The 7,132-nt window shown below is 71.6% G+C and carries 3 protein-coding genes and 1 pseudogene; 1 reads left to right on the forward strand and 3 read right to left on the reverse strand.

Annotation, left to right across the window (positions count from 1 at the left end; genetic code table 11):
- Nucleotides 1-65: 65 nt before the first annotated feature.
- Together VE546_RS13045 and VE546_RS13050 are read right to left on the reverse strand one after the other, a co-directional pair.
- Entirely contained in the window at nucleotides 66-2,537 is a 2,472-nt protein-coding gene (locus tag VE546_RS13045; RefSeq protein ID WP_324921846.1) for a phospholipase D-like domain-containing protein, read from the reverse strand.
- Nucleotides 2,538-3,013: 476 nt separating this feature from the next.
- The gene (locus tag VE546_RS13050) at nucleotides 3,014-4,213 is read right to left on the reverse strand and encodes a cellulose-binding protein (RefSeq protein WP_324921847.1); all 1,200 of its coding nucleotides are present in this window, start codon (nucleotides 4,211-4,213) and stop codon (nucleotides 3,014-3,016) included.
- A gap of 703 nt (nucleotides 4,214-4,916) precedes the next feature.
- Here VE546_RS13050 and VE546_RS13055 point away from each other — a divergent pair.
- A complete protein-coding gene (locus VE546_RS13055; protein ID WP_324921848.1) occupies nucleotides 4,917-5,129 on the forward strand; it encodes a DUF4287 domain-containing protein in 213 nt (70 codons plus the stop codon).
- 440 nt (nucleotides 5,130-5,569) lie between these two features.
- Here VE546_RS13055 and VE546_RS13060 read toward each other — a convergent pair.
- Nucleotides 5,570-7,132 (reverse strand): annotated as a pseudogene (locus VE546_RS13060) (hypothetical protein); the annotation flags it as partial.

Raw genomic sequence — 7,132 nt, forward strand, 5'->3', positions numbered from 1 at the left:
ACCTCGGCACCGCGCCACGCGGGTGCGCGGCGCGGTGCCGAGGCCGGTACGGGGATGCGGGGGTCCTACGCGTTGCGGAAGGCGTCGCGCAGCCGCATCTCGTTGAACCCGTTCTGGTCGTAGTCGTCGGAGTACGTCAGCGCGAGCCGGCCGCTGGGCGCGACCGTCACGGCCGGGCCGCCCTGACCGCCTCCGGTCACCACGTTCATGCGGGTGGCGGGCAGACGGCCCGTGGTGGTGCCGTCCGCGTTGAAGCCGCGCGCCCACACGTCGTCGAAGCCGTCGACGAACGCCTCCTTCCACGCCACCACGAAGGTGCCGTCGTCGGCCGCCGTCACATCGGCGTCGGCCTGGGTGCCGATCGGCCGCTTGGCGTCGACGTACGGGCCGGTGTCCGTGCCGTCCGGGGTGGTCCGCTGCTCCGCGGCCGTCGCCGTGCCGGCGGCGGACCAGATCCGGTGGTACACCCGCTGCGGCCGGACCTGTACGCCGGTACCGGTGGTGTACTCGTCCGTCCAGGCGGCCACCAGGCGCCCGTCCGCGGTCTGCGCCACGGCCGGCTTGCTCTGCTGGCCGTCGGTGAGGGAGTTGGCCACCCGGCGGGTGAGGCCGAAGGACCCGGTCGGCGTCAGCTCGGCGAGCCCGATGTTGAGACCGCCGTTGCCGTCGGCGTCCTCCTCCCAGACGATCGCGGCGTTCCCGGCCGCGTCGACCGCCAGGTCCGGCCGCCTGTTGGAGCCGTTCGCACCGGAGTTGATGGTGCTGACCTGCACATCGCGGTAGCGCTGGGCACCGGAGGCGTCCCAGCTGCTGGCGAAGACCTGGTTGAGGGTCGCGCCGTCGGCGGTGCTCTCCCAGGCCACCGCGTAGCTGCCGTCACCGGCCACCGCGACGGTCGGGCGGAGCTGGTCCCCGTCGCCGGAGGCGTGCGGACGGGGCAGGCTGGTCACCGTGCCGGCCGGCGTCACCTTGCGGACGGCGATGTCACCGTACTTGTTGCCGTCGTCGTCGACCGTCCACACCACGATCGCGTTGCCGTTGTCGTCGACGCCCACGTCGGGCTTCTGGTGGGACCAGGTGGCGTTGCCCGCCGTACCGCTGTTGCTCAGCTTCTTCTCGTCCCACAGCGGGACGCCGTTCCTGTACATGCGGATGTACACGTCGGTGCCCAGCTCGGGGTCCGAGGGGTCGTGCCGGTCGCCGTTCTCGTAGACCACGGCGGTGTACGTCGTGTCGGCGGTGCCCGCCGAGGCGACGGCGCTGTAGTGCTGGTCGCCGGCGGCGTCCACGTTGACGCGTGAGTAGTGCTGGGCGGTGCGGCCGTACTTGGCGGCGTCGATGTCGACGAGGCCGGCCCGTGCGGTGTCGAAGTTGTTGACGAAGGCCTGGTAGATCGCGGGGTCGTCGATGCGCAACAGCGTCTCGTCGTTGCGGGTCAGGGCGCCCTTGGTCCAGTTGTGCGACCCGGTGTACACATGGCGGACCTGTGTGCCGTCCGCCTTCTTCCACTCGGTCAGCAGGTACTTGGAGTGGATGGTTCCGCGGTTGCAGGAGGCGGTGGCGCTGGTCTTGTACCGGCAGCCGCCGGGCCGGGCCCCATAGGCGGGGATGTCGAGCCCGGTCAGTTCGTTGATGCCGCGGTTCTCGCCGCCGTCGCTGAAGTCCCGGCTGATCGTGTCCACCGCGCAGCCGGCCGCCTTCTTGCGCGCGAGGGCGTCGTAGATCGCCGGGCGGGTGGCGCGCTGGTCGAGTTCGGCGGAGGCGATCCGGATGCGTCCCTCGCGGGCGCAGTCCACCTGGTCGATGAACGAGGCCAGGATGTCGGCGTTCCCGTAGTGCTCGGCGTCGGACGCGGTGTCGCGGGGGAAGAAGAACGCCTCCACGGCCGCGCCCGGATTCCCGGACCGGTAGTCGTACTTGGTGTGCAGCGAATCGCCGGCGTGCTTGACCTGGTCGGCGTGGTGGGCGCGGTACCGGTCGGCCAGGGCGAGGTTGTCGGAGACCACGACGGCGTTGTTCACCTCGCCGTCCTGTCCGCCGGCCAGGTTCTGCGAGGACTGCCAGACCACGTTCTTGCGGCCGTCGCTCAGCGAGTCCAGCACCATGTACTTGTCGTGGTTGATCGCCGTCTCGTTCCCCGGGCCGTTGCCGAGGCAGCTGTGGTCGCAGACGGTCAGTTGGCTGTCCCCGGTGAGCTGGGCGGCGAAGTCGCTCAGGGACCCGGAGACACTGCCCTCCACCACGACCTTGACGGTGACGCCGCGCGCCTGCGCGGCGATCAGCTTGTCCTTGATGGTGGCGGAGTTCAGCCAGAACATCCCCATCCGGATGGTGCCGGAGTCGGCGAGGTCGATGAGTTCGGCGGCCCCGTCGGACACGGAGTAGTCGTACGGCCCCGTGGGGGTGGGGTAGTTGAAGTAGGCGGTGATCTTCCCCGAGGTGACGACCTCGGCGGAGGCCGGCGCCGGGGCGAGCAGGGTGAGCCCCAGAACCGCGGGGACCAGCGTCGCTGCGGCGCGGCGTATGCGTCGGTACATGCAGCATCCATGTGTGGACGGAGAAAAGGAACGGTGAACTCTAACGCGCCGGCCTGCAGTTGAAGCGACTTCTTTACGAAAAGATGATCTTCACGGTCGCGGATCCGGCCGCCTCGTGAGGCGCTCCTGCCGCGGCCGGATCCGCAGCCGACCGCCGCCCGGTCGGCGAACGAGGCCGGGCCGGACCGTACGGGCCGCCTCACGCGGCGTGTACGGCCCCGCCCCGGCCCGGCGGCGCGGGGACGGGCCGGGTCGCCGATGGGCGGGCGAGCGCGCGAGGCTCCCGGCCCGCCGGGCCGACCCCGATTGGCACCCCGTCCGCCAGGAGCCCGTGTCCTCCGGCACGCGGCCCCGCCCCGGCTCGTCCCGCTGGCCGACAGGCGGAAAAAGGCCCACCGGGCCGGCGCCGCCGAACCCGAACGCCGAAACGCCAGGGCCCGGCGTTCGCACGCCGGGCCCTGGGTCTCACCTCGGGGCTAGCTGAGGGTCGGGGTCTGCCAGTTCCTCCACTCGGACAGGTTGCCGGGCTTCTTGCTCGAGATCCTGAACACGCCGGGGTCGCTGCCCGTCTTCAGCAGGAACTTCCGGATGTGCTGCTGGAGGGGGGTCCTCCACTCGGACCTGACGGCGCAGTGGTTGCCGTCCTGGACGTCGGACCAGTAGGTGATGTTGCTCCCCGCGCCGAGCGCCTTGTAGACCTCCGCTCCGCCCAGGGCCGCCACGGCTCCGGACCTGGCGCCCAGCCAGTCGATGTGGGGATTGTCCATGATGAACAGTCCTCGCGGCGCGACCATGCCCACGATCTCGTGGGTGTCCACCGGCAGCGAGTTCGGGTTGCCGGTGAAGGAGTTGAACGCGTCGCCCAGCCACGGCTGTTCCGAGTAGGCGCTGCTCAGCGGCTGAGCGCCGCTTTCCCTGGCGATCGAGCGGAAGGCGCCGACACCGCCGCTGCCCGACTCGATCGGCATGGTCAGGGCGATGCGCTGGTCGAACGCTCCGGCCACGAAGGCGCCCTTGCCGTACCGCGAGCACCCCGTGACGCCGGTCGCGTCCGCCTTGAGGATGCTGCCGTCCGACTGCTCGATGACGTCGATGATCCGGCTCACGCCCCAGGCCCAGGCCATCAGCAGTCCTGTGCTGCTCGAAGAGCCGTAGACGCTGTAGTACGCGCCCTGCTTGTTGTTCCGGGGGGTGCCCTCCCGTCCGACCGCGAAGGGGTCGTAGCTGATGACGGCGGCACCGGAGGCCTTGATGGTGGCCGTGTCCGCTCCGAATCCCCCGTAGACGATGACGGCCGGGAAGGGCCCGGAGCCACTGGGCAGTTCGACCTTCGCCGAGAAGCTGGAGGTCCTGCCCTGGTCCCTCACGTTCACGGTGATGCTGGTCCTGGAGACCGTCCCCGTGACGCTTTCGGGCTTCCTGCGCTTCTCGCCGTAGACGTACTTCTCCGCCAGCTTCTTGATCTCTGCCCGTCGGCACCGCCAGTCGGACTTGGCGGTGATGCGCGTACCGTTCAGCTTCGTGAACGGGTCGGGGAGCATGGAGTTGGCGGGCGAGAGGCCCGGGTCGGGCACTGCGCAGTCGGCGCCGTCGTCCTCGACGCCGGGCGCCAGTTGCGCGGCGGCTCCGGGGCCGCCGACGGCACCTGCCGGTGCGCTGAGAGTGGTGACCGACAAGCCCGCAACGGCCACGAAGACCGCGGCCGCCCACGCTCGGGGCCGATATCGGTGGAAGCGCATGTGGGGACCTCCAAGGGAAGGCGCGCTGTCGACGGCAGCCGGCCCCGCCGGACGGCATGGAGCCGCGTACCTGCCGGTGCGCGCCGGATTGTGGGGGGAAGTGCGCCGGATCGCGATGCCATCGAAGTCGCTCCCAGCCCTCAACCAAGGCCCAGCGCGCCGCCATGGTTTGGGAGCGCTCCCACTTTAAGAGCGAGTCGAACGGGCGGCAACACCCGGAACCCGGGGGTTTGGGGTTGGCCGTTTTTCCTCCCCGCTTATCCGGTACAGCAGTCCGGAATATCCCCTATGCGGTGAGACGGATGGGTCGCATGCGGCGGAAGTACGGCAGTGAAGTGTCCGGGCGGTGAGTGCCCGCCGTCCGAGGGCGCCGTCGCACGGGGACTCCCCGGGCCCTGCCGTCCCGTGCGGTCGCTCCCTCTGCAGCCCGCTCAACTGCCGGCCACTCGGTGGGACGCGGACGTCCCGCCCGGTTCGTCCGGCCGGCCCGGCGTGCCGCCGTCGCCGTCACTGCCATGGCCGTCGCCGTCCCCTGTCAGTGCCCCGTGGTCTGATGTGAGGACACGGACGGAACTCGGCCCGCTCCGGCTCGCCGTAACGGCCGTCCCCACCATGCACGCGTAGACGGGACACCGCAGACATGACCAACCCCGTAAAAGGACCCGCCGCTTACTTCCCCTCGATAGAGAAGAAGTACGGTCGCCCGGTCGCGGAGTGGAAGGACCTCATCCGCTCCTCACCCCTGACCAGGCACATGGAACTCGTCTCCTGGCTCAAGACCGAGCACGGGCTGGGGCACGGCCACGCCAACGCCCTTGTCGCGCACACCCTCACCGAAGACCGCAGCGGATGAGCGTTCTCCGGTTCCCCTGAGGCGAAGGGCGGTCGAGACGCCGGAGCGACGAGGGCCCTGACGTGCGGGGCGTCGACCACGATCGGCCTGCTCCGCCCGGGGCTTCGCCGTGTTCGTTCACCCGCCCGTGCTGGATCCGTGGCCGGGGCCGCTCCCGTTCCTGCCGCCGCGACCAGCCGGTGCGGATGCGTTCGGGGCGCGCCCTGCGCCGTGCGGCGCCGTCCCGGCAGCCGGGTAAGTGGCCGCCCGGCACGGCGGGGCCTTCGGCGGCCGATCCGCCCGGGCGCTCCCGGCGGCACCGGCGACCGACACCCGCCTCCACGGGACGGCCACCGCCAGGCGTGGGACCGGCCCCCCGGAGTGACGCACTGCCCGGCCGGGCCGCCATGAGGTGGAGGCCGCATCAGGGCGAGGGCCGTGAAGAGGGCTGCGACGGAGCCTCAGCGGGCCGACTCCGCGGCGCGGTGGGCTCTGGCCAGGTGCTGCCGGAGTGCCTGGTGACGGAACCGGTAGACGGGGCCGACCGCGCGCAGCAGACCGAGGCGGTGGGCGTCGTCGAGGAACGGCATGAGGGGGCGTGGCAGGTGACCCCGCCGGGAGAGGCGGACGGTCGCGACGGAGAAGGCGAGCCAGGCGTGGTGGTCGCCGTGGAGGACACCGGTGGCGAAGGCGGCGGCCATGGCGCCGATGAGGCCTATCACGAGGGCGGGTGCGACTCCGTGGAAGCAGCCGATGCCCAGTGCCACGGTGAGGCCGTAGCCCAGGCCGAAAACCCGCATGCGCAGCAGGCCGAGCCTCCGGTCGGCCTCCAGGTGGTCGAGCGGCGTCAGCGGCTGGTCGCTGTGGGAAGGGGTCTCGGCCCACTCCATGAAGCCGCTGGTCAGGCCGTGCACCAGGGGAGCGACGAGGACGAGGCCGAGGAGGACGGCCATGGGCCGTGCGCCCAGGGCCGCCAGGAGGCAGCCGATGGGAATGCTCACCTTGAGCCCGGTGACCATGTTCGTCAGGACGGCGCGAGCCAGATCGGACAGCCGCCCGCGCAGGCGCGGGCGGGCGTAGCCCGGCTCGCTCTCCGGCCAGTGGCCGGCGGCCATTCCGGCGGCCCAGCCGGTGGAGGCGCCGAAGACGACACTGCCCGCGATGCCGGAGACGGGGGAGAAGAAGAGCGCCGCGGCACCGGCGAGGGCGAGGGTGGCGGCCACGGCCGTCAGGAGTCCGAACCAGCAGGAGGTGGCGGCGGTGATGGCGTTGCCGGCACGGGCCAGTCGCCACCAGGCCAGTTCGGGGGTGTCCGGGGTCAGGGAGGCCAGGTATCCGAGCCATCGCCTGACGTCGTCCGGGTCGTGCCTGCGGCGGGGCGCGGAGCGCTCGAAGGCCTTGCCCCCAGGCCGGCGGTGCCTGACCAGGGCGGGGATCAGCGCGTCGAAGAGATGGACGCGCAAGTCGTCGGCGTCGCGGTGACGTCCCGGCTCCAGCAGTTCGCCGGGGCCGGAGTGTTCGTAGGCGGTGCGGACCAGCCAGAGGCCGAGCGGCGAGGCGGTGACCTCCGCCGGCGGGGCCACCGGACCGTCTGCGGGGACGGGGGCGCGCAGGGCTTCAAGGACCCTGTCCCATGAGGCTCCCCGGTCGACGTGCAGGCACCGGTCCAGGTAGGTTGCGGCGTCCTCGGGGGTGAGGTCGTCGGGCTCGATGACCAACTCCGAGGTGAAGGGTTTCCCGGGTCCGCGGACGGCACGCTCGTACTCGGTCGCGTGGCAGGTGAGGATCAACTGGGCATCCCCGGCACAGGACTCGCTGAGGGCGGTGACGGCGGCGGTGAGGGCGGCGGGGGGCAACTCGTCCAGTCCGTCGAGGACGGGCAGGACGTGCCGCTCCTCGACGAGTTCCTCGCAGACCTCCCGGCGGATCTTCGGGGCGGCCAGTGTCGGGTAGTCCTGGGCCAGGCGGTGGGCCACCCAGTCGTTCAGCCGCTTGAACCTCGTGGTGTCCCAGCCCGCCGCGGA

Source organism: Streptomyces sp., assembly GCF_035644915.1.
GTDB lineage: Bacteria > Actinomycetota > Actinomycetes > Streptomycetales > Streptomycetaceae > Streptomyces.